Below are 20,810 nucleotides of genomic sequence, written 5' to 3' on the forward strand. Positions count from 1 at the left end.
GTGAATTCGGCCGGAGGGTGTGATTCCGGTTGTTCCGCGTGTTCCTGCGGCGCAGGTTCCCGCACCTGTCTCTTCCTTGTCCGGCCCGTTCCTCCCGGCCAGGATCGGTGACGTCCCATTCGCTGGGGCAACACCGAAGAATCCAATTAAGGGAGTGTGTGGTGACGACCGAGGCGATACGGTCACAGAGCGCGGCCGCCGGTGACGGGAGTCCGTACCGGTATTTCTCGGATCAGGATCTGAAGCAGGCGCTGGACATTCATTCACCGAGCGAGATCAAGCTGTTCCTGGAGTCCTGGGAGGACCTTCCGGTCGACGCCTACATGAAGGACGGCGCGGACTACCGCCGCCGCCGTCACGGCCTGTTCCACTTCTCCGGCCCGGACCTCGTGCAGGACCCCCCGCGCGCCTTCCACCAGTCAGCCGAGGTGAACTCCCTCCACGGCGGCGTCGACCGGCACTTCCCGCCGCTGGCCGCCGAGGTGGCCGCGGGCGGCGTGCTCCACACCCTCATCCGCTTCTTCGCCGAGCGCGTGCCCGGCGAGTTCGACCCGGCCACCAGCGGCATCGGCGTGCACCAGATCCGCATCACCGCGACCCGCGACGCGCAGGGCCTCCCCGCCCCCGAAGGCGTGCACGAGGACGGCCACCACTACGTGGCGCAGGTCCTGATGCGCCGTGTCGATGTCGAGGGGGGCGAGTCGCAGCTCTACGACCGCGACCGCCGGCCGACGTACAGCACCACCCTGCTCCGCCCGTTCGAGTCGATCGTGATCGACGACCGCCGGGTCTTCCACGGAGTCTCCGCGATCGAGCCCGCGCCCGGGGTCCGTCAAGGTGTCCGCGACATGCTGCTGATCGACTACTTCCCGCTCCACGCCCCCGCGCGCGGCTGACCGACCGCGCCCCGACCGCCGCCGCCCCGCCCCGCCCACCCGGGAAAGACGCCATGAACGACTTCACCAGGCACCTGCAGTCCCGACTGCCCGCAGCCCGCACGGACGTGCGGACCCGTACCGCCTACACGTCCGACGCCTCGATCTACCGGGTCATGCCGACCGCGGTACTGGAGCCCCGGGACGCGGAAGAGGCTGCCGTCGCCGTGGGGATCGCCACCGAACACGGCGTCGGCATCACCTGCCGGGGCGGCGGCACCTCCATCGCCGGCAACTCCATAGGCACCGGCCTCATCCTCGACTTCTCCCGCCACATGAACCGCGTCGAGGAACTCGACCCCGAGGCCGGCACCGCCACCGTCCAGCCCGGCGTCGTCCTCGGCACCCTGCGGGACCGGGCCGCCGCACACGGCCTCACCGTCGGCCCCGACCCCTCGACGTACTCCCGCTGCACCATCGGCGGAATGATCGGCAACCACGCCTGCGGCGCCCACTCCGTCGCCTGGGGCACCACCGCCGACATCACCGAACAGGTCGACCTGCTGCTCGCCGACGGCCGCCGGATCCGCGCCGGCCGCGGCACCAGCGGCGACGCGGACATCGACCGCCGCCTGAAGCAGCTGCGCGACCACCACCTCGCACCCCTGCGCACCGAGCTCGGCCGCTTCGGCCGGCAGGTCTCCGGGTACGGGCTGGGCGCCCTGCTGCCCGAGAAGGGCTTCCACGTCGCCCGCTCCCTGGTGGGCACCGAGGGCACCTGCGGCGTCCTGCTCGGCGCGAAGATCAGGCTCACCCCGCTCCCCGCCGCCCGCGTCCTGCTCGTCCTCGGCTTCCCCGACGTCTACGCCGCCGCCGACTGCGGAGCCCTGCTGGCCAAGGCCGGCGCACTGACCGTCGAGGGCCTGGACGCCCCCCTGGTCGAGGCGCTGCGCTCGCGCGGCGGCCGCGCCCCGGGCATCGGCCTGCTGCCCCGCGGCGAGGCCTGGCTGTACTGCGAGATCGAGGGCACCAGCGAGGCCGACGCCATCGCCAACGCCCGGCGCCTGGCCCGCGAGACCGAAGCCACCAGCTTCATCACGGCCGACGCCGAACAGACGGCCGCCATCTGGTCCATCCGCCGCAACGGCGCCGGCATCGCCACCCGCATGGCCGACGGCCGCCAGGCCTGGCCCGGATGGGAGGACTCCGCCGTACCGCCCGAGCGGCTCTCCGGCTACCTGCGGGACCTGCACGCCCTCATGGCCGAGCACCGCCGGACCGGCACCATCACCGGCCACTTCGGCGAGGGCTGCCTCCACGTCCGCATCGACTGGGAACTGGGCACCGAGCAGGGCATCGCCGGCTACCGGGAGTTCATCACCGCCGCCGGCGACCTCGTCGTCCGGCACGGCGGCTGCGCCTCCGGCGAGCACGGCGACGGCCGCGCCCGCTCCGAGCTCCTGGCCCGTACGTACTCGCCCGAACTCATCGGCGCCTTCGCCGCGTTCAAGGACATCTGGGACCCGGGCAACCTGCTCAACCCCGGCATCATCGTCGACCCCGCCCCCTTCGACGCCGACATCCGCCCCGCCCCCGGCCGCAACCGCAACGAACTGCCGCTGGTCCAGCGCTTCGGCGCCGACGGCGGGTCGCTCACCAACGCCGTCCACCGCTGCACCGGCGTCGGCACCTGCCGCAACGAGACCGGCCACATGTGCCCCTCGTACCAGGTCACCCGCGACGAGGTGCACTCCACCCGCGGCCGCGCCCGCGTGCTCAGCGAGATGCTGCGCGGCGAGACCATCACCGACGGCTACCGCTCCACGGAGGTACGGGACGCCCTCGACCTGTGCTTCTCCTGCAAGGCCTGCAAGAGCGACTGCTCGGTCAACGTCGACATGGCCGCCTACAAGTCGGAGTTCCTGCACAAGCACTACGCGGGACGGCTGAGACCGCGCGCCCACTACACCCTCGGCTGGCTGCCCGTGCTGGCCCGGCTGGCGTCGGTGGCCCCCCGCACCCTCAACCGGCTGACGCGGCGCGCGCCGATCGCCGGCAAGCTGAGCGCCCTGGCCGGACTGGAGACGCGCAGGCCGCTGGTGGAACTGCCCTCGCAGACCTTCAGGCAGTGGTTCCACTACCGCAAGCCCGCCCCCGCCCCCGCCCCCGTCGCCGGGGAACGCGTCCCCGCGGGCGGCTCCGGCACCGTCGTCCTGTGGCCGGACACCTTCAGCAACCTCCTCGACCCCCGGGGAGCCCAGGCCGCCACCCGGGTCCTCGAAGCCCTCGGGTACGAGGTGGTCCTGCCCGACGGCCCGGTCTGCTGCGGCCTGACCTGGCACTCCACCGGCCAGCTGGGCGCCGCCAAGGCCGTCCTCGGCCGCTCCGTGGGGGCCCTGCGCGCGCACCTGGAAGCCGGCCGGACCATCATCGGCCTGGAGCCCTCCTGCACCCAGACCCTGCGCGAGGAGGCCGCCGAACTGCTGCCGGACTCGCCGGTGGTCCGCAGGCTGTCGCAGCAGGTCCGCACCCTCGCCGAGGTGGTCGCCGACCACAAGGGCCCCTGGCCGTTCGGGAAGCTCGACCAGGACGCCCTGATGCAGCCGCACTGCCACCAGGAGGCCGGCCACGGCCACGGCCCCGAGACCGAGGTGCTGAACCGGCTCGGCGTCACCACCGACGTGGTCTCCGCCGGCTGCTGCGGCATGGCCGGCAACTTCGGCTACGAGCCCGGCCACTGGGACGTCTCCCAGGGCGCCGCCGAACGGGAGCTCTACCCGAAGCTGCGGGCCGCGGGACCCGACACCGCCGTCGTCGCCGACGGCTTCTCCTGCCGGACGCAGATCTCCCAGGAGGGCTCCCGCCGTCCCGAACACCTGGCGGAGCTGCTGCTGCGCGCCCTGCCGGGAAACACCCCCGCCCAGCACGCGAACGAGAACGAGAACGGAAGCGGCACATGCGCATCGTAAGGTTCGAGAAGGCGGGCACGATCCGCCACGGGATCCTCGCCGACGACAAGGTGGTCCCGCTCGTCAACGGCCCCTTCGGCCCCCTGGACATCCCCGCCGACGCGCCCCGCTTCCCCCTGCGGGAGGTCCGGCTGCTCGCCCCCGTCACCCCCGGGAAGATCCTCGCCATCGGCCGGAACTACGCCGAGCACGCCGCCGAACTCGGCAACGAGGTCCCCGAGGAGCCGCTCGTCTTCCTCATGCCGGGCAGCGCCGTCATCGGCCCCGGCGAGGCCATCGTCAAGCCCGCCTACACCGACGAGCTCCACCACGAGGCCGAGCTCGCCGCCGTCATCGGCAAGACCTGCCGCGACCTGAAGCCGGAAGAGGTCGCCGGCCACGTCCTCGGCTACACCTGTGCCAACGACGTCACCGCCCGCGACCTCCAGGGACCCGACCGGCAGTGGTGGCGCGCCAAGGGATCGGACACGTTCTGCCCCCTCGGCCCCTGGGTGGAGACCGACCTCGACCCAGGAGCGCTCGCGGTACGGGCCACCGTCAACGGAGAAATCCGCCAGGACGGCAACAGCTCCCGTATGGTGCACCCCGTCGACCGGCTGATCAGCCACATCAGTTCCGCCATGACGCTGCACCCCGGTGACGTGATCCTCACCGGCACCCCGGCGGGCGTCGGACCGCTGCGGCCCGGCGACCGGGTCACCGTCTCCGTCGAGGGGATCGGCGAGCTCACCAACCCCGTCGTCTGAACCGCGCCGCACTACCTGGAGACCCGTTCCCCATGATGATCCTCCTCGGCGCCTTCCTGGTGCTGGCCGCCGCCTCCGTCATACGCACCACGGCGGGATTCGGCTTCTCCCTGGTGGCCGTCCCGCCCCTGGCGCTGCTCATCGACCCGGCGAGCGCGGTGGTGGTGGCCGGGATCATGGCCGCTCCGCTGAGCCTGTGGATCGCCGTGCGCGACTGGCGGTACGTCGACCGCCGGGTGATGACGGCCACCCTGCTGTCCGGGCTGGTCGGCGTGCCCTTCGGGGTGTGGCTGCTGGCGACGCTCTCCGAGCGGGTGCTGCTGTTCACCATCACGGCGGTGGTCCTGCTGGGCACGTTCATCGTGTGGCGGAAGATCGCGCTGCGCGGCGGCCTCGCCATGGTGATGGCGGTGGGGATGTTCTCCGGGGCCTCCTTCGCCGCCACCGGCGTCGACGGGCCGCCCATGGTCGCCGCGTTCCAGAGCATGAAGCTGGAACCCAGGGTCCAGCGGGCCACGCTGGGCGTCGTGTTCTCCGGCACCAGCCTGGCCGCGCTGGCCGGGTTCGGCATCAGCGGCCAGCTCACCGCGACCGTCGGACAGATGCTCCTCGTCGGCGTGCCCGCGCTGCTCATCGGGATATTCGCCGGCGAGAAGGTCTTCCACCGCCTGAACGCCGAGCGGTTCCGCCGCGTCGTGCTCGGCCTGCTGGTCGTCAGCTCCCTGTCGGTGGTCCTGCGCGTGGCCGCCGTCTGACGGCCGCCGGGGGCACCGCGGCGTCGCGGCGCCGTGGCCGCCGGGGGCCGCCGCTCAGCCGGCCCGCAGCGCCGCGAGGAAGTCCAGCCTGGTCTCCAGCCGGGCCAGGTCGGTGCCCGTCAGCTGCTCGACGCGGGTGATCCGGTGCCGCAGCGAGTTCACGTGCAGCCGGAGCCGCTCCGCGGTCCGGGTCCAGGACCCGTCGCAGTCCAGGAACGCCTCCAGCGTGGCCACCAGCTCGGTCCGGTGGCGCCGGTCGTGCTCCCGCAGTGGCCCCAGGTGGCGGTCCGCGAACGCCCGGCGGGCCCCGGCCGGGATCAGCGGCAGCAGCGACAGGATGTGCGCGGTCAGGTCGCCGGGCCCGCGTACGGTCACCCGGTCCGGTCCCTCCAGGGCGACCCGCATCGCCTGGTGGGCCCCGTCCAGGGCCCGGCGGGCGTTGCCGGGGTCGTCCACCGGGGCGCTGACGCCGACGCCGATCCCCTCGGCCGGGCCGAGCCAGCGCCCGAGCGCCGCCGACAGCCGCCGCTGGAGGGCCCCGCAGTCCAGGGCCGCCTCCGGGACGAGTACGAGGAGCACGGCCTCGTCGCCGTCGACGGTGGCGGCGATGTCCTCCGCGGACACCGCCACCGGGCCGCCCTCCTGGATCAGCGCCTCCTCCAGCAGGACGCGCAGCGCCGGCGCGGGCACGCCCCGGGCGACCACGAACTGGCAGCGCGGCCAGTGGCCGACCCCGCTGATGACGGCCTGCGCGGTGCTGCGCAGCCGCACCGGGATCTCCTCCGCGGGGACGCCGCTGCGCACCAGGTCGACGGAGCGGCGGGCCAGGTCGCGGCGGGCCGCCTTCGCCTCCTCGTGCGCGGACCGCGCGTCGGTGAGCAGTTCGGCGACCCGGCCGAGGAGCTCACCGCCCGCCGCGGTCCAGCCCGACACGTCGGCCTCCACCACGACCATCCAGTCGCCCAGCTCGGCGGCGTCCCCGGCGCCGCCCGGGACCGGCACGAGGGAGTGGAACCGCTCCCCGACCGGCGCCCGGTACGGCGCCGCCTCGCCGGCGCGGCGGGCCGCGAGGTAGCGGGCGGCCAGCGCCGCCGCCGTCCGGGGATGCGGTGCGGGACGGGCGCCGGCGATCTGGCGCCCGGTCGCCGACAGCACGCGCACGTCGAGCCCGAGGCTGTGCCGCAGCAGCTCCAGTACGGAATCCGGGGCCGCCCGGTCGGCGAGCAGCCGCCGGTGGCGTTCGACCATGGCGGCGAGGCTGCCGACGTCCCGGCGCCGGAGACGGCGCAGGACGTGCTCGGTGATCGCGGCGAACGAGGTCTCCGGCGGTACCGCCACGAGCGGCAGCCCGTGCCGCCGGCAGGCCCGTACGAGGTCGTGGGGGACGAGCCGGTGCTCGACCTCCCCGGCCGCCAGGGCCGTGACGCCCGCCCGCGCGAGGACGCGTACGAACGCCTCGGCGTCCCCGGCGGCCCGCCACCAGGCCAGCCCGGTGAGGACGAGCTCCCCGCCGCCGAGGAAGCGGCCGGGGTCGGCCAGGTCGATGGTCGGGACGGAGCGGATGGCCCGATCCAGCACCCCCTCACCGATGTCCCGGCCGACGAGCAGACGCAGCCCCAGCTCGGTGGTGTCGAGGAGTTCGCACAGCCGCATGATCGTCACCCTCTCACGCCGCGTCCCTTCCCGGGGCCGGATCACCGCAGTTCACAGCGGTGCCCCGGGCGGAACGCACGGTCGTCCACAGGCGGCGGAGGAGTCGGTTCTGAGGGATCGGTGACTGCCTCGCGCCCCCGGGCCCTGTGTCTACTGCTCTGCGTGCGGCCGACAGCGGTTTCGGCCACGCGGGAGCCGGATGCCGCGCACGGGGGTCGCGGCACCGGCACGTCACGCAGAGAGAGGCGGTCCGATCATGGCCGGCACCACCAGCGGTATCCCCACCGACGTCACCCAGGGCTCGCGCACCAGGGGCGGCATCGGTGAGTCGACGCTCCGCCCGGACGGCACCCTGAAGGTCACGGGCGAGTTCGCGTACTCCTCGGACATGTGGCACGAGGACATGCTGTGGGGCCAGACCCTGCGCAGCACCGTCGCGCACGCCGAGATCGTGTCCATCGACGTCTCCGAGGCCCTGACCGTCGACGGCGTCCACGCGGTCATGACGTACGACGACCTGCCGGCGCCGGTGAAGTACTACGGCATGGAGTTCCAGGACACCCCGGTCCTCGCCCACGGGAAGGTCCGCCACCACGGCGAGCCGGTCGCCCTGGTGGCCGCCGACCACCCCGAGACCGCCCGCCGCGCCGCGGCGAAGATCAAGGTGGAGTACCGGGAGCTGCCCCTCGTCACCGACGAGGCCTCGGCGCTCGCCCCGGACGCCGTGCTCGTCCACGAGAACCGGGACGACCATCACGCCGCCCACGTCCCGCACCCCAACATCGTCCACCACCAGCCGATCGTCCGCGGCGACGCGGCCGCCGCCGCGCGCCGGGCCGACGTCGTCGTCACCGGCGAGTACACCTTCGGCATGCAGGACCAGGCCTTCCTCGGCCCCGAGTCCGGGCTCGCCGTGCCCGCGGAGGACGGCGGCGTCGACCTCTACGTCGCCACCCAGTGGCTGCACTCGGACCTGCGGCAGATCGCGCCCGTCCTCGGCCTGCCCGAGGAGAAGGTCCGCATGACGATGGCCGGCGTCGGCGGCGCCTTCGGCGGCCGCGAGGACATCTCGATGCAGATCCTCGCCTCCGTGCTGGCGCTGCGCACGGGGAAGCCGGTGAAGATGGTCTACAACCGCTTCGAGTCCTTCTTCGGGCACGTGCACCGGCACCCGGCGAAGCTCTGGTACGAGCACGGCGCCACCCGCGACGGCAAGCTCACCCACATGAAGTGCAGGATCGTCCTCGACGGCGGGGCGTACGCCTCCTCCACGGCCTCGGTCGTCGGCAACGCCGCGTCCCTCTCGGCCGGGCCGTACGTCATCGACCACGTGGACATCGAGGCGGTCGGCCTCTACACCAACAACCCGCCCTGCGGCGCGATGCGCGGCTTCGGCGCCGTCCAGGCCTGTTTCGCGTACGAGGCCCAGATGGACAAGCTCGCGGCGGAGCTGGGCATGGACCCGGTGGAGTTCCGGCAGCTGAACGCGATGGAGCAGGGCACGGTCATGCCCACCGGGCAGGTCGTGCACCACCCGGCGCCGGTCGCCGAACTGCTGGGCATGGTGAAGGAGCGCCCGCTGCCGCCGCGGCGCCAGTGGGAGACCGCGGGCGGCCCGGCCGACCTGCGCGCGCTGCCGGGCGGCCTGTCGAACACCACGCACGGCGAGGGCGTCGTCCGCGGCGTCGGCTACGCGGTCGGCATCAAGAACGTCGCCTTCTCCGAGGGCTTCGACGACTACTCGACCGCCAAGGTGCGGCTGGAGGTCGTCAACGGCGAGGCCGTCGCGATGGTGCACACCGCCATGGCGGAGGTCGGCCAGGGCGGTGTCACCATCCACGCGCAGATCGCCCGTACCGAACTGGGCGTCCAGCAGGTCACCATCCATCCCGCCGACACCCGGGTGGGCTCGGCCGGTTCGACCTCCGCGGGCCGGCAGACGTACATGACCGGCGGTTCGGTGAAGAACAGCTGCGAGCTCGTCCGCGAGGAGGTCCTGGAGATCGGCCGGCGCCGGTTCGGCGCGCGGCACCCGGCGTGGGCCGGCGCCGGACTGCTGCTGGAGGGCGGCAAGGTGGTCACCGGCGGCGGGGAGGTCCTCGCCACCCTCGTCGACGTCCTGGGCGACGAGACCGTGGAGGTCGAGGCGGAGTTCCGGCACTTCCCCACCGAGCCCTTCGACCGGGTGACCGGCCAGGGCAAGGGCCACGTCCAGTACGCCTTCGCCGCGCACCGGGCGGTGGTGGAGGTGGACACGGAACTCGGCCTGGTCAAGGTCGTCGAGCTGGCCGTCGCCCAGGACGTGGGCAAGGCCCTCAACCCGCTGTCCGTCGTCGGCCAGATCCAGGGCGGCACCGTCCAGGGGCTGGGGGTCGCCGTGATGGAGGAGATCATCGTGGACCCGAAGACCGCGAAGGTGCGCAACCCCTCGTTCACGGACTACCTGCTCCCGACGATCCTCGACACCCCGGCCATCCCCGTCGACTACCTCGAACTGGCCGACCCCGAGGCTCCGTACGGGGTGCGCGGCATCGGAGAGGCCCCGACCCTGTCGTCCACCCCGGCCGTCCTCGCGGCGATCCGTGCCGCGACGGGCCTGGAGCTGGACAGGACGCCGATCCGCCCGGAGCACCTGACGGGGCTCTGAGGGGTCACCACCCCCGGACCGCCGCCACCGAGAAGGTGGTGGGGGTGCCCGTGGAGGGCGTCATCGGGCCGCCCTTGTCGAACTGGGAGCGGACCACCAGGGTGCGGCCCGGGGTGTGGGCCAGGGTGGTGGGGATCTGGAGGGACGGGTCCGTGAGGGTGCGGGTCAGGCGGGCCCGGGTGCCGTCCGGGGTGAGCTCCCAGCGGGTCAGGGTGTTGGTGACGTTGTGGACGGCGCGGAGGGTGCCGGTGGCGGAGAGCTGGAGGCCGTCGGCGGCCTTCAGGTCGCCGCCGCTGAGGGCGACCCGGCTCAGGGCGCCCGTGCGCAGGTCGACGCGGTGGAGTTCGCCCGCGGTCATGTCGACCGTCAGCAGGTAGCGGCCCGCGCGGTCCGAGGTGATGCCGTTGAGGGTGATCCCTCCGGGCGGCGGCGGGGTGACGTGCCCGCTCAGGTCGTGGGCCACGGTCAGGGTGCCGGAGCCGGTCCGCAGCTGCCCGGGGGTGACGCGGTAGATCACCGCGCGGAGGCTGTCCGTCAGGTAGGCGGTGCCGTCCGGGGTGATGGTGAGGTCGTTGACGAAGTGCGGGGCGCCGGCCGGGACCTCGAAGCGGGCCAGCCGGGCGCCCGTCGCCGTGTCGTACACCGCCACCCCCGCCGTGGAGTCCGTGACCCACAGCCGGCCCCGGGCGTCGACGCGCAGGCCGTTCGCCGTGTGCCGGCCGTCGGTGCCGGCGGGGAGGAAGACCTCGGCCGTACGGGCCCCCGGGCGGGCGCGGTACACCGTGCCGTCGGCGTACGAGCCGACGTAGACGGTGCCGGTGCGGGGGTCGGCGGCTATGCCCTCCGGGTAGACCTTCGAGCCGGGGAGGGTGAACGCCGTGCCCACGGGGGACGCGGTGGAGGCGGCCGGGGCCGGGGCGGGCGCCGGGGCCGCCGCCGTGGTGAGGGCCGCGGTCAGGGCGACGGCCGCGGCGGTGACGAGGGCATGAGAGAGCTTCTGCATGGGTGAACCCTTCTTGATCAGTGTGTTCGCAGAGTAGTTAGAGCTCTAATGCTTGGCAAGGGTCATAAGATGCGGCAATGACCTCCATGCCTCCCGAGGAGCGCATCGGCGCACACATCAAGCGCGCCGAGCAGGCGCTGCTCGCGGCCAAGAACGCCGCCTGCAAGCCGGCCGCAGTAACGGTTCCGCAGTACGCCGCCCTGCTCTGGCTCGCCGAGAAGCCCGGCATCTCGGCGGCCGCCCTCGCCCGGCTCTGCGGGGTCACACCGCCCACCATGAACACCGTCCTGAAGAACCTCCACGAGCGCGGGCTCATCGAACGCACCCCGCACGAGTGGCACCGCAACGTCCTGGAGACCCGGCTCACCCCGGAGGGCCGCGCCGCGATGGAGCTGGCCGACACCGGTGCCGTCCGGGTCGAGAGCGCCCTCGCCGCCGCCCTCACGGCGGAGGAGCGCGAGCAGCTCATCGCGCTGCTCGGGCGGTGCGCGGAGGTGCTCGACACCTTGCGGTGAGGCCCCCGCAACCTGAAGTTCCGGCCGGGTTCCGGCAAGGATGTGGAACTCCCCGCGGGATCCGCACATCCCAACCAGGGGGAAGTCCGCCGCACCGTCCCGTCCGGGGCCGTGCCGACCGTTCGGAGCGAAGTCCGTGCACCAGTACCAGCAGACGTCCGGCCACGAGCCCGAGCGGGGCACGGCCCGGCGGAAGTCCCGGCGCGTGATGTGGGCCGGCGCCGGCGCCGCCTGCCTCCTGCTCCTCGGCGGGGGCGGGTACGCCGCCTACGCGAACGAGTGGTTCTCCGGCAACGGCGACGCCGTCAGCTTCGGCAGGCCCGGAAACCCCGGCAAGCCCGCCGCCGCGGACGCCGGCAACGCCACCGGCGGCGGCAAGGGGGCCGAGCCCTCCGCCGCGCCCTCGCCCGCCGGCGACCCGGACGTGCAGCTGCCGTCCGGCCCGAAGTCGGAGTTCAAGCAGACCGCCAGGCTCGACGACGGAACGGTCATCGCCAAGACCCGCCTGGCCGGCGCCAAGTCGGGCTTCGAGGGCGACGTCTGGGTCTGGGCCCCCAAGGAGTACGACGACCCGAAGTACGCCAAGAGCGCCTTCCCGGTCCTCATCGCACTCCCCGGCGGCAACGGCTTCCCGGCCAACTACTGGGCCGACCGCAGCCTCGGCCTCCAGAAGGCCATCGCCGAGGGCGTCCAGGCCGGTACCAGCCTGCCCTTCATCGTGATCATGCCGGTGCTCAACCCGGACAACAAGTACTACTACGACGGCGCCGACATACCCGGGCAGCCGAAGATGGGCACCTGGCTCGCCGAGGACGTCCCGGCCTTCGCCCGCGCCAACTTCCGCACGTACAAGTCGCGCGACGGCTGGGCCTTCATGGGCTCCTCCTCCGGCGCCTTCGTCGGCATGAAGACGCTCCTCCAGCACCCCGACAAGTTCAAGGCCGTGATCGCCAGCGGCGGCGAGATCACCCCCGACTCCCCGCTCTGGAAGGGCCACCAGGCGGAGATGGACGCCAACAACCCCGAGAGGCTCGCCGAGAAGCTGATCGCGGCGGGCGGCCCGGACGTCCACATCAACTTCCAGATCGGCACGAAGGAGTCCGGCAAGGACCGGATGACGAAATTCGTGCAGCAGTACGGCAAGGGCCCGGTCAAGACGACCATCCGCGACATCCAGGACGGCGAGCACAACGGCTGGCACTACGTGCGCGGCATGAAGGAAGGCTCGCTGGAGTGGGTCAGCAAGGTGCTGAAGGGTCCCAGGCCCGAGACCGGCTGACCGGCGCCGGGATCCGCCACGTGGCCCTCGCCACGTCGCCCCGGTCCCAGGCAACCCATACGGTCGTTCACACCTCTGTACAGGTGTCAAGGGGGACCAGTCGGTCCGACCCGCGCCCGACCAGGGCGCCGGAGAAGGAACGGGAACGAATCCGTGCAGTATGACCACCAAGGCGACGGCGGCTCCACGACCGAGGGCCGCCGTCGCCCCCGGCGCCCGCGACGGCGCCAGATCCTGATCGCCGGCGGACTCGCGCTCGCCCTCGCCGCCGGGGGCGGCGCGGCGTACAAGGCGGGCCTCTTCTCGGACATAGGGGATCCCGTCTCCTTCGGGAAGATCCAGGAGTCCGCCGCGGCCGAGGACATCCGCCCGGGGGTGCAGATGCCCACCGGCCCGAAGGCGGAGTTCACGCGCACCAGCCGGCTGCCCGACGGCACGCAGATCGGGATGACCACCCTGACCGGCCCGAAGTCCGGCTTCACCGGCGACGTGTGGGTGTGGGTGCCCAAGGAGTACGACGAGCCCCGGTACGCCAAGAGCGCCTTCCCGGTGCTGATCTCCCTGCCCGGCGGCCGCGGCTACCCCAAGAACTACTGGGGCACCGGCCCCGGCCTCGGCCTCCAGCAGGCCGTGATCGACGGCGCCAAGGCCGGCACCAGCCTGCCGTTCATCCTCGTCATGCCCGTGATCAACGCGGACACCAAGAACCACTTCGACGGATCGGACATCCCCGGCCAGCCGAAGATGGGCACCTGGATGGCCGATGACGTCCCGGATTTCACGAAGGCCAACTTCCGCACCTTCACCTCCCGCGACGGCTGGGCCTACATGGGCTCCTCCTCGGGCGGTTTCGGCGCCTTCAAACACGTCCTGAAGTACCCCGAGCGCTTCAAGGCGGTCATCGCCAGCGGCGTCGACATCGTCCCCGACTCCCCGCTGTGGAAGGGGAACCGGCAGGCCATGGACGAGAACAACCCCGAGAAGCTCGCCGAGAAGCTGATCAAGAAGGGCGGGCCGGACGTGTACATCAACTTCCAGATCGGGACGAAGGAGAGCGGCCGCGAGCTCGCCGAGCGGTTCATGCGCGAGTACGGCAGGGGCCCCGTGCACACCCGGCTCCAGGTGATCCAGGATGGTGAGCACAACGGGAAGTCGTACGTACGCGGTATGAGGGAGGGCTCCCTGGAGTGGATCAGCAAGGTGATGCAGGGACCGACACCCGACCCCGCCGTGCGATGACCCCGGTGGTGAAGGGGGCCACGGCGGCCGCCGCGGCGGGGATCGCGATGGTGTGCGCCGTCGCGTTCCTCAAGGCGCCCGGCGACCGCCCGGTGCACCCCTTCCCCACCGTCGGCGTGCTCATGGCCAACGGGGAGCACTGGTGCACGGCGAGCGTGGTCGACAGCCCCCGGGGCAACGTCGTCGCGACCGCCGCGCACTGCGTCGCCCCGGCGGGCGAGGACGGAGTGCCCGGCGAGGTCGCCCACGACGGCCTCGCCATCGGCGAGCTCGCCTTCGCGCCGGCCTTCTCCGGGGAGGGCCCGGGCACCCAGCCCCTCGGCGTGTGGAAGGTCCGCTCGATCCACGTCGACGACCGCTGGACGAAGTGGGGCGAGGACACCGCCGACTTCGCCTTCCTCACCATCGAGCCCGACGAGGACGGACGCAGCGTCCAGGAGGCGGTCGGCGGGAAGGGGGAGGCCCCCGCCCCCGACTGGACCTCCGGGTACGAGCGCGAGGTCACCGTCGTCGGCTACCCGGAGTCCGAGCACAACCCGCAGAACAAGCCCGTCTCCTGCACCACCCAGACCCGCCACGACCTCGACGACCCCGACATGCTCTACATCAGCTGCGCGGGCTTCTGGACGGGCACCAGCGGCAGCCCCTGGATCGCCGACCGCGGCGGCACGGGGCAGCCGGGACGGCTGATCGGGGTGCTCAGCGGCGGGGAAACGGACGTGGACTCCACGGCCGCGCTGTACGACGAGAAGGCGAAGGCCCTGTACGACCGGGCGGCCCAGGGCTGACCGGCACCTACTTCCGGCGTTCCGTACTCACGATCACGCCCACCGCCGCCACCACGACCGCACCGCCCAGCAGGATCGGCGGGGTCAGCGGCTCCGACAGGACCAGCGCGCCGAGCGCCACGGCCACCACCGGATTGACGTACGCGTACGTGGCCACCAGCGACAGCGGCGCCGCCTGGAGCAGCCACGCGTACGCGGTGAAACCGACCACCGACCCGATCAGCACCAGGTAGGCCAGGGCCACCCACGAGGCGGTCGAGAAGGACCCGAGGTCCAGGCCGTGGTGCTCGCCGCGCATCAGCCCCACGGCCACCCCGGCGACCCCGCCCGCGAGCATCTGGTACGCGGAGCCCGTGAACGGGTTCTCCGGCAGCGGCAGCCGCCCGGCGGAGAACGAGCCCAGCGACCACAGCAGCGCCGCGGCCAGCACCAGCAGCACCCCGCCCAGGTGGATCTCCCCGCTGAGCCCCGGGCTGGTCAGCACCGCCAGCCCGGCGAGTCCCAGCAGCACCCCGGCCAGGGTGCGCAGCGGCGGCCGGTCCCCGGTGACCGCCCGCAGCACCACCACCCACATCGGCACCGACGCCACCAGCAGCGCGGCCAGCCCGGACGGGATCGACGTCTCGGCCAGTACCACCAGGCCGTTGCCGCCCAGGATCAGCAGCAGGCCGACCACGACCACCGAGCGGACCTGCGCGCCGGTGACCCGGAGCGCGGCCGGCCCGTAGCGCCAGGCGACGATGCCGGCCAGCACCAGGCCGGCGGTGATGAAGCGGGCCCCGGCGGACAGGAAGGGCGGCATGGTCTGCACGACGATCCGGATGCCGAGGTAGGTCGAGCCCCACACGACGTACACGAGCGTGAGGGCCGTCCACACGGCCCCGGTCGTCCCGCGCCGCGGCGCGCCGGGGGCCGCACCCGTGCCGGTGCCCTTGCCGTCTGTCGGAGTCGAGGTGCCCATGGCCGGATCCTACGGTCGTTGCCTCATGCACGCTTCTCGTTTTCCCGGCCCTTGAGCAGGGCGTTCAGCCCACTTCTTCCGACGCGGTCCTCGCGCCGCTCGGCGCCGGGGCGCTTCGCGGGCTTCGGGCCCGCTGCGCCGGACTCCGTCCGTCGGCTCCAGGGCGGCGCCCTCAGCCCCTGAGCAGGGCGTTCAGCTCGCCGTACGGCAGGGCCCCGGCCAGCGCCCCGTACGTGCCTCCGGCCAGCAGTTCCTCGGTGGCGCGGCGGGCCACGGCGTACGCGGCCTCGGCCACCCAGGAGCCGAGGCTGACGCGGGCCACGCCGAGGGCGCCGAGTTCGGCGACGGACGGGGCGGCGGGCCCGACGAGGATGTTGAGCGGGGCGTCGACGCCCTTGGCGAGCTCCGCGATGACGGCGGGGTCGGTGACACCGGGCACGAAGACGCCGGTGGCGCCGGCGGCGAGGTAGGCGGCGGCACGGTCCAGGGTCTCGTCGAGGCGGGTGGCGCTCTCGCCGAGGCCGAAGAGGTACGTGTCCACGCGGGCGTTGACGTACAGCGGGACCCCCGCCGCGTCGGCGGCGGCCCGGGCCGCGGCGATCCGCTCCGCCTGCTCCGCGGGGGCGCGGTGGCCGTCCTCGATGTTGATGCCGACCGCGCCGGCGGCCAGCACCCCGGCGACGGTCTCGCCGACCCCGGCGGCGTCCGCGGCGAAGCCGCCCTCGATGTCGGCGGTGACGGGCACGGACACGGCCGCGGCGACCCGGGCGATCAGGTCGAGGGCCCGCTCCCGCGCGAGCGCGTCCCCGTCGGGCGCCCCGAGCGACCAGGCGACCCCGGCACTGGTGGTCGCGACGGCCGCCGCCCCGGCGGCCTCGACGATCCGCGCACTGGCGACGTCCCAGGCGTTGGCGAGGGCGAGCGGGGCGGCGGGGGTGTGCAGCGCGGTGAAGGCGGCGGCCTGGGCGGCGCGGTCAAGGTTGGTGGTCATGTACCCAGTTGATCAGAACCCCCGCCCCGCGGGCTGGCGGATTTCCGACCTCGAAGCCCTTCTTTCACGGGGCCGGCCCCGTCTTCGCGCCCGCCCCGCAGAGCGGGAGGACCGCCGTGCGGCCCTGGAGGGGATCGCCCGGCGCGGCGGGGCCCACCGCCGCCCAGCAGGCCGCCGCCGTCGGCTCCACGAACAGCCCGCGCCGCGCCAGGTCGCGCTGGGCCGCGCGCAGCCGGTCGTCCGGGACCGTCAGGAACGTGCCGCCGGACTTGCGGACCGCCGCCAGGATCTGCCGGGCGCGCGGCGGGGCCGGGATCGCGATGCCCTCCGCCAGGGTCGGCAGCTGCGGCACCGCCCCGGCGTCCTCCGCGCCCGCGGTGAAGGCCGCCGCCAGCGGGGACACCGCCTCGGCCTGCACCCCGATCAGCGCGGGCGGCCGTACTCCGCGGCGGGCCAGCTCCTCCACCGCCAGCGCGGCGCCCAGCAGCAGGGTGCCGTTGCCGACGGGGACGACCAGCGCCTCCGGGAGCCGCCCGCCGAGGGCCTCCCAGATCTCGTACGCGTACGTCTTCGTGCCGTGCAGGAAGTACGGGTTGAAGACGTGGCTCGCGTAGAAGACGCCGGGCTCGTCCGCCTCCGCCCGGGCGGCCCGCGCGGTGGCCTCGCGGCCGCCCGCGACGACGCGTACGGACGCTCCGTGCGCCCGCATCTGTTCCGTCTTCTTCTCCGAGGTGCCCTCCGGCACGAAAACTTCACAACTCAGCCCGGCCCGCGCGCAGTACGCCGCGACGGACGTCCCCGCGTTGCCGCTGCTGTCCGCGATCACCCGCTCCGGAGCCAGCCGCCGCGCCAGTTCGGCGAGCATGACGGCACCCCGGTCCTTGAAGGACAGCGTCGGCATCAGGAAGTCGAGCTTGGCGTGAATCCGCTCCCCGAGCGGCACCAGCGGGGTGTGCCCTTCCGCGAGCGAGACCGAGAACGCCCCCGGCAGCGGCAGCGCGGGCGCGTACCGCCACAACGAGGGGGGTCCCGCCGCCGGTTCGAGGGCGATGGCCGGATCGGGCGTGAAGTCGAGGTCCCAGGGTCCGCCGCAGAGGGGGCAGCACCACGGGGCGGTGCCCACGTCCGCGTGCGTGCCGTCCTCGGGGCAGACGTAACCGGGAAGTGCGTGCGTCATGTGCGGAGCACCTTTGCTCGTTCATGGCCGTTGTATGGCGCAGATGTTACGTGTCCGTTGTGCATCCGTTGTGCTCTTGTGGGAGGACGCACAGTGGGTCAACCTTTCGGAGGCGACGGCCCGTTGGGACGGAATTCGTTGTCATGCACATGCCTGTGCGTGGTTCTTCCGCGTGTCCCGACAGCGCCGCACCGCCGCACCCGCACCTCGTACGCCGCACCGCGCACCGCCGCACGGCACCCCCGACCATCCCCGCACGAGGAGGACCCCCCACATGTCCGTGAAGCGTCACACCCGCCGGAGGATCGCCGGCATCAGCGCGACCGCGGTCGCGGCCCTCGCGCTCGGCGCGGCCGCGGCCCTCCCGGCCGCCGCGGCCGACGGCCCCCAGGGCGTCATCGAGAACGCCGGCGTCGCCGGAGCCGTCCCCGGCAGCTACATCGTGACCCTGAAGGACTCCGTCGCCCGCTCCACCGCCGAGAGCGGCAAGGCCGTCGCGAAGCGGTACGGAGCGAAGATCGACCGGACCTACAGCGCCGCCCTCAACGGCTACTCCGTCGAGGTCTCCGAGGCACAGGCCAGAAAGCTCGCCGCCGACCCGGCCGTGCAGTCCGTCGTGCAGAACCGGACCTTCACCGTCGACGCCACCCAGCCCAACCCGCCGTCCTGGGGCCTGGACCGCATCGACCAGCGCGCCCTCCCGCTCGACCAGAGCTACACCTACCCGGACAAGGCCGGCGAGGGCGTCACCGCCTACATCATCGACACCGGCGTCCGCGTCACGCACCAGGACTTCGGCGGCCGCGCCTCCGACGGCTTCGACGCCGTCGACAACGACAACACCGCCCAGGACGGCCACGGCCACGGCACGCACGTCGCCGGAACCGTCGCCGGCGGCGCGTACGGCGTGGCCAAGAAGGCGAAGATCGTCGGCGTCCGCGTCCTCAACAACCAGGGCTCCGGTACGACGGCCCAGGTGGTCGCCGGCATCGACTGGGTGACCCGCAACGCCGTCAAGCCGGCCGTGGCCAACATGTCGCTCGGCGGCGGCGCCGACTCCGCGCTCGACACCGCCGTGCGCAACTCGATCGCCGCGGGCATCACCTACGGCGTCGCGGCCGGCAACGAGTCCACGGACGCCTCCACCAAGTCCCCGGCGCGCGTCGCCGAGGCCATCACCGTGGGCTCGACCACCAACACCGACGCGAAGTCCAGCTTCTCCAACTACGGCTCCATCCTGGACATCTTCGCGCCGGGCTCCTCCATCACCTCCGCGTGGGCCACCGGGGACACCGCGACGAACACCATCTCGGGCACCTCGATGGCCACCCCGCACGTCGTCGGCGCCGCGGCCCTCCACCTCTCGCAGAACCCGGCGAGCACGCCGGCGCAGGTCCGTGACGCCCTGGTCGCGGCGGCCACCCCGAACGTGGTCACGAGCCCCGGCACCGGTTCCCCGAACCGCCTGCTGAACGTGGGCGGGAGCACCACGCCGCCGAACCCGGGCACCAAGTTCGAGAACACCGCCGACTACGCGATCAACGACAACGCCACGGTGGACTCGCCCGTCACCGTCAGCGGGATCTCCGGCAACGCCCCGGCGGCGCTGAACGTCTCGGTCGACATCAAGCACACCTACATCGGTGACCTGAAGGTCGACCTCGTCGCCCCCGACGGCACGCTCTACAACCTGCACAACCGCAGCGGCGGCAGCGCCGACAACATCATCCGGAGCTACACGGTGAACGCCTCGTCCGAGGTGGCCAACGGGGTGTGGAAGCTGCGGGTGAACGACAACGCCAACATCGACACCGGCAAGATCGACTCCTGGTCGCTGCAGTTCTGACGGCGGGCCCGGAGCCCAGGTCCTCCGCCCGGGTGACCGGGTGGCGAGGGGCGCGATAACAGGCTGGATCGCGCGATGAACGCGGGGGTGACCGACTGGTCGGTCGCCCCCGCTGCGTACTATTTCGCGCATTCGTTCGCGCCCCCAGTGATGGAGTACCTCACCCGGTGAGCACCCCGCCCCCGCCGCATCCCCCCGCCGGACCGGGCCACTCCTGGCCGCCGCCGTCGCCGCCGCCCGTGTGGGGGCAGCCGCCCGCGTACGGGCACCCGCCCGCGCTCAACGGCCTCGCGCTGGCCTCGCTGCTCGTCGGACTGCTCTGCTTCCCGCCGCTCGGCATCGTCTTCGGCGTGGTGGCGCTGGTGCAGATCGCGCGCAAGGGGGAGCGGGGCCGGGCCCTCGCGGTCACGGGCCTGGTGGTCTCGGTGCTGACGACCGCGCTCCTGGTGACCGGCGTCTCCCGCTACGCGGAGCACTTCACGGCCCGGCTGGGCGAGGCGCGGGAGCCGGAGCAGGTCGAAGGCCGGCTGACGGGGATGGACGAGCTGCGGGCGGGCGACTGCTTCAACGTCCCCGGCGGGGACCTGCTGGACGACTCCCGCTTCACCTACGTGGTCGACTGCGAGCAGGTGCACGACGCCGAGGTGACCTCCGCGGTGACGCTCGGCCCCGGCGGCTTCCCGGGGCGGGGGAAGCTGAAGGAGAGCGCCGCGGACACCTGCTGGAAGGCGCAGGACCAGTACGCGATGGACACGTGGGCGCTGCCCGAGTACGCGGAGATGTTCTACTTCACCCCCTCGGCGGAGAGCTGGCAGGGCGGTGACCGCAGGCTGCTGTGCCTGATCGGCACGTCGACGGAGGAACACCGGGGCAGTCTGCGCAAGGATCCGGGCATGCTGACGGGCGACCAGGTGACCCTGCTGGCCGCGCTGAACGCGACGGACCAGGCGCTGGGCCGCGCGCCGGAGCGGGACCTGGACGAGGCGCTGTCCGAGTACCGGGCGTGGGCGCGGCAGGTCGACGAGGCGCTCGCGGCGCAGGAGCGGATGCTCCAGGGCGTGACCGCGCGCGAGGGCACGGGGCCGGCTGCGGGCGCCCAGCTCAAGGCGGTCGGGGCCGCGCGCAAGGAGTGGCAGCGGGCGGCCAGGGCGTCGCGGCCGGCCGACTTCCAGCGGTCGTGGGACGCGGCGCTGGAGGCGCTGTCGGTGGACGCGGAGAAGGCGCTGCGCGGGGCGTACGGGCTCTCGACGCGGGTTCCGGAGTGGGTGAGGCCGGACCCGGACGGGGCGGGGGCGGGCTCCGGGCGCGGACCTTCGCACGAGTCCGTCTGAGGCCCAGTGGGTAACGCGCGGTAAGGGGTTTGAGT

Annotated in this window: 16 protein-coding genes; 11 read left to right on the forward strand and 5 right to left on the reverse strand. The window is 73.2% G+C overall.

The genetic code is table 11. The features are described from left to right. Positions 1 to 161 precede the first annotated feature (161 nt). Genes AC069X_RS01955 through AC069X_RS01970 form a run of 4 tightly spaced genes read left to right on the forward strand, consistent with a single transcriptional unit; the run spans position 162 to position 5,345 of the window. Positions 162 to 896 carry a 2OG-Fe dioxygenase family protein gene (locus AC069X_RS01955; RefSeq protein ID WP_478724051.1) on the forward strand — a complete coding sequence of 245 codons (735 nt, stop codon included), beginning with the start codon at positions 162 to 164 and terminating at the stop codon, positions 894 to 896. Between the two features lie 53 nt (positions 897 to 949). Next, positions 950 to 3,844 carry an FAD-binding and (Fe-S)-binding domain-containing protein gene (locus tag AC069X_RS01960; protein ID WP_478724053.1) on the forward strand — a complete coding sequence of 965 codons (2,895 nt, stop codon included), beginning with the start codon at positions 950 to 952 and terminating at the stop codon, positions 3,842 to 3,844. Further along, entirely contained in the window at positions 3,832 to 4,590 is a 759-nt protein-coding gene (locus tag AC069X_RS01965; protein ID WP_478724055.1) for a fumarylacetoacetate hydrolase family protein, read from the forward strand. Before AC069X_RS01960 ends, AC069X_RS01965 begins: the two co-directional genes overlap by 13 nt. A 32-nt stretch (positions 4,591 to 4,622) precedes the next feature. Beyond that, complete coding sequence (locus AC069X_RS01970) at positions 4,623 to 5,345, forward strand: sulfite exporter TauE/SafE family protein (protein ID WP_478724057.1); 723 nt, start codon at positions 4,623 to 4,625, stop codon at positions 5,343 to 5,345. Between the two features lie 54 nt (positions 5,346 to 5,399). Here AC069X_RS01970 and AC069X_RS01975 read toward each other — a convergent pair whose 3' ends face one another. Next, positions 5,400 to 6,998 carry a PucR family transcriptional regulator gene (locus AC069X_RS01975; protein ID WP_478724346.1) on the reverse strand — a complete coding sequence of 533 codons (1,599 nt, stop codon included), beginning with the start codon at positions 6,996 to 6,998 and terminating at the stop codon, positions 5,400 to 5,402. 256 nt (positions 6,999 to 7,254) lie between these two features. Here AC069X_RS01975 and AC069X_RS01980 point away from each other — a divergent pair, with 256 nt between their 5' ends. Further along, the gene (locus AC069X_RS01980) at positions 7,255 to 9,645 is read left to right on the forward strand and encodes a xanthine dehydrogenase family protein molybdopterin-binding subunit (protein WP_478724059.1); all 2,391 of its coding nucleotides are present in this window, start codon (positions 7,255 to 7,257) and stop codon (positions 9,643 to 9,645) included. 4 nt (positions 9,646 to 9,649) lie between these two features. Here the strand turns inward: AC069X_RS01980 and AC069X_RS01985 are convergent, their stop codons facing one another. Then, a complete protein-coding gene (locus tag AC069X_RS01985; RefSeq protein WP_478724061.1) occupies positions 9,650 to 10,648 on the reverse strand; it encodes an SMP-30/gluconolactonase/LRE family protein in 999 nt (332 codons plus the stop codon). 77 nt (positions 10,649 to 10,725) lie between these two features. On the opposite strand from AC069X_RS01985, the gene AC069X_RS01990 reads away from it, so the two are divergent. From AC069X_RS01990 to AC069X_RS02005, 4 genes are all read left to right on the forward strand, one after another. Continuing rightward, positions 10,726 to 11,163, forward strand: a complete 438-nt coding sequence (locus AC069X_RS01990) for a MarR family winged helix-turn-helix transcriptional regulator (RefSeq protein ID WP_478724063.1) — start codon at positions 10,726 to 10,728, stop codon at positions 11,161 to 11,163. Between the two features lie 136 nt (positions 11,164 to 11,299). Then, the gene (locus AC069X_RS01995) at positions 11,300 to 12,442 is read left to right on the forward strand and encodes an alpha/beta hydrolase (protein WP_478724065.1); all 1,143 of its coding nucleotides are present in this window, start codon (positions 11,300 to 11,302) and stop codon (positions 12,440 to 12,442) included. Between the two features lie 153 nt (positions 12,443 to 12,595). Beyond that, positions 12,596 to 13,681 carry an alpha/beta hydrolase gene (locus AC069X_RS02000; RefSeq protein ID WP_478724067.1) on the forward strand — a complete coding sequence of 362 codons (1,086 nt, stop codon included), beginning with the start codon at positions 12,596 to 12,598 and terminating at the stop codon, positions 13,679 to 13,681. Beyond that, a complete protein-coding gene (locus AC069X_RS02005) occupies positions 13,678 to 14,469 on the forward strand; it encodes a trypsin-like serine peptidase (protein WP_478724069.1) in 792 nt (263 codons plus the stop codon). The genes AC069X_RS02000 and AC069X_RS02005 overlap by 4 nt, the downstream gene beginning before the upstream one ends. A gap of 7 nt (positions 14,470 to 14,476) precedes the next feature. On the opposite strand, the gene AC069X_RS02010 is transcribed toward AC069X_RS02005, so the two are convergent. The 3 genes from AC069X_RS02010 to AC069X_RS02020 form a co-directional block, all read right to left on the reverse strand. Continuing rightward, entirely contained in the window at positions 14,477 to 15,430 is a 954-nt protein-coding gene (locus AC069X_RS02010; RefSeq protein WP_478724071.1) for an EamA family transporter, read from the reverse strand. A gap of 172 nt (positions 15,431 to 15,602) precedes the next feature. Next, positions 15,603 to 16,421, reverse strand: a complete 819-nt coding sequence (locus AC069X_RS02015; RefSeq protein ID WP_478724073.1) for an isocitrate lyase/PEP mutase family protein — start codon at positions 16,419 to 16,421, stop codon at positions 15,603 to 15,605. Positions 16,422 to 16,485: 64 nt separating this feature from the next. Further along, positions 16,486 to 17,598, reverse strand: coding sequence for a threonine synthase (locus AC069X_RS02020; protein ID WP_478724075.1), 1,113 nt, complete (start codon positions 17,596 to 17,598; stop codon positions 16,486 to 16,488). 274 nt (positions 17,599 to 17,872) lie between these two features. On the opposite strand from AC069X_RS02020, the gene AC069X_RS02025 reads away from it, so the two are divergent. Continuing rightward, the gene (locus AC069X_RS02025; RefSeq protein WP_478724077.1) at positions 17,873 to 19,444 is read left to right on the forward strand and encodes a S8 family peptidase; all 1,572 of its coding nucleotides are present in this window, start codon (positions 17,873 to 17,875) and stop codon (positions 19,442 to 19,444) included. A 167-nt stretch (positions 19,445 to 19,611) separates the two neighbouring features. Continuing rightward, on the forward strand, positions 19,612 to 20,775 hold the full coding sequence (locus AC069X_RS02030; protein WP_478724079.1) for a DUF4190 domain-containing protein: 1,164 nt from the start codon (positions 19,612 to 19,614) through the stop codon (positions 20,773 to 20,775). Positions 20,776 to 20,810 lie beyond the last annotated feature (35 nt).

It is taken from the genome of Streptomyces sp. NPDC043896 (genome assembly GCF_056435605.1).